The 2,296-nt window shown below is 65.2% G+C and carries 3 protein-coding genes; all 3 read left to right on the top strand.

Going from position 1 to position 2,296, the window contains the following annotated elements; all coding sequences use genetic code 11:
• Positions 1 to 636: cell division ATP-binding protein FtsE (ftsE, locus tag WA989_RS16280; RefSeq protein ID WP_424341530.1), on the top strand; the 636-nt coding region annotated here is incomplete at its 5' end.
• A complete protein-coding gene (locus tag WA989_RS16275) occupies positions 636 to 1,505 on the top strand; it encodes a cell division protein FtsX (protein WP_424341529.1) in 870 nt (289 codons plus the stop codon). The genes ftsE and WA989_RS16275, both read left to right, overlap by 1 nt.
• The gene (locus WA989_RS16270) at positions 1,502 to 2,260 is read left to right on the top strand and encodes a lysophospholipid acyltransferase family protein (RefSeq protein WP_424341528.1); all 759 of its coding nucleotides are present in this window, start codon (positions 1,502 to 1,504) and stop codon (positions 2,258 to 2,260) included. The genes WA989_RS16275 and WA989_RS16270 overlap by 4 nt, the downstream gene beginning before the upstream one ends.
• Positions 2,261 to 2,296 lie beyond the last annotated feature (36 nt).

Below are 2,296 nucleotides of genomic sequence, written 5' to 3'. Positions count from 1 at the left end.
GACGAGGTTCTGTCAGATATTGATGTCAGATTGAAGCCGGGTTCTTTCACCTTTCTGACGGGCGCGTCGGGGGCGGGAAAATCCTCCCTGCTGAAGCTGCTCTACCTGGCGCTCGCGCCAAGTTCCGGTGAGGTGCGCCTGTTCGGCCAGCGCACGGGGATGCTGAAGCGCAAGCAGCTCTCGGCCCTGCGCCGCCGGATCGGTGTCGTGTTTCAGGATTTCCGCCTGCTCGAGCATCTGACAGCGTTCGAGAATGTCGCCCTGCCGCTGCGCGTGGCCGGCCAGAAGGAAGCCAATTACCGCAATGAGGTGGTCGACCTGCTCCGCTGGGTCGGCCTTGGCGAGCGGCTGCATGCACGCCCGCCGCAGCTTTCGGGCGGCGAACAGCAGCGCGTTGCGATTGCCCGCGCGCTGATCAACAAGCCTGACCTTCTGATCGCCGATGAGCCAACAGGCAATGTCGATCCTGAAATGGCGCGGCGCATCTTCCGCCTGTTCCAGGAACTCAACCGGCGGATCGACACGACAATTCTGATCGCGACGCACGACATGCACATCATCCGCGAATTTGAAGCGCCTGTGCTGCGCCTCCAGCATGGCATTCTGGTTCAGGATGTGGAGTTCGAGGGCGCCTGATGTCTAAGCCAACGCCTCTCCTGCCGGAAAGCGATGCCCGGGAAGCGGCCCTGTTCTTTGTGGTCGCCGCGCTCTGCTTTCTGGCCGTGCTGGCAGCGCTGACGGCGCGCGGCACCTATACCGCCGCAAAGGCCTGGTCGGCGCAGGTCGAAGGCCAGATGACGGTCCGCCTGATGGACACAGACCGGCGCGGCGTCGAGGAGGCCGCCGAAATTGTCCGCGGCCTCGACGGCGTGGCATCTGCCGATGCGCTGACCCAGGAAGACCTCGAGGACCTGCTCGCACCAAGCTTCGGGCCGGGCGGCATTCCGCAAGGCGTGCCCCTGCCGCTGCTGATCGCGGTGGAGACGATGGCAGATGAACCGGCAGAGCCAGACGACATTGATGCAGCGCTTGCCGCGCGCGGCTTCAACGCCGTCGCTGAAGCCCATTCGACCTATGCCGCAGAGGCGCGCAATGCGCTGCGCACGCTGCGCATGGCGGCGATCGGGATCGTATTGCTGCTGGCGGCCACGGCCATCGCTGTCATCGCCTTTGCCACCCATGCCGCCCTGCTGGCGCGCAAGGATATTGTCGATGTGCTGCATCTGGCAGGCGCCGAGGACGGGTTCATTGCGCGTCTGTTCGAGCGCCGCTTCTGGACGCTGGGCCTGAAGGCTGGCGCAGCCGGATCGGTCGCCGCGCTGGCCGTCACTGCGATGATCATTTTCTCTGCCCGAAGCGCAGGCGCGCAGAGCTATCTGTTGCCGCAACTGTCGCTCGACTTCTGGGATCTGGTGATCCTGGCCGTCACGCCTGTGGCAGCCGGACTGGCGGCGCGCTGGGCGGCTGGCGGGACGGTCTCACATTCGCTAAAGGCGACTTTGTGAATACAGTTCGGTCTCTGGTTTTCTTTGTCTGGCTCTATGGCGGCATGGCGGTGATTGGCGTCGGCGCCCTGCCGGCCATGCTCATGCCGCGCCGCTTTGCGATGGGCGTCATCAGGCTGTTCTGCCGCTATGTCCGGCTTGGCCTGCGCCTGATCTGCGGCGTGAAGGTCGAGCTGCGCGGGCGCGAGCATATCCCCGATGGCCCGCTGCTGATCGCCGGAAAGCACCAGGCGATGCTGGATGTGTTCATCCCGTTCCTCCTGTTCAGCGACCCGGCCCTGATCATGAAGCGCGAGCTGCTCTGGTATCCGGCGCTTGGCTGGTTTGCATTGAAGTCGCGCATGATCCCGATTGACCGGGCGGGCACGTCGAAGACGCTGAAGACGATGGTGAAAGAGGCCAGGGCGCGCACCGGCGAGGGCCGGCAGGTGGTGATCTATCCTGAAGGCACACGCCAGCCGATCGGCGCGCCGCTCGATTACAAGCCTGCCGGCGTGACGGCGCTCTATAATGCGCTAGGCGTGGCGGTCCTGCCGCTGGCGACCAATTCCGGGCTTTGCTGGAAGCCCCACGGCCTGACCCGCCGGCCAGGCCTGGTCGTCTATGAAGCGCTGCCGCCGTTGCCGGCAGGGCTCAATCGAAAACAGATGTATGCGCGCCTTGAGGCCGAGCTGGAGACTGCCTCTGACCGGCTTGTCGAGGAAGGGCTGGCTGTACAGGGCCGCTCGCGCCGTGGTCTGGCCCGAGAGACCTGAGGCCCCCGCTCCGGACCTGCCGGGAGGGGAGAGAGG

This window comes from Henriciella sp., from assembly GCF_049649345.1.
GTDB lineage: Bacteria > Pseudomonadota > Alphaproteobacteria > Caulobacterales > Hyphomonadaceae > Henriciella.
The sequence above is the reverse complement of the archived record's forward strand: the minus strand, read 5'-3'. Positions and strand labels throughout refer to the sequence as shown.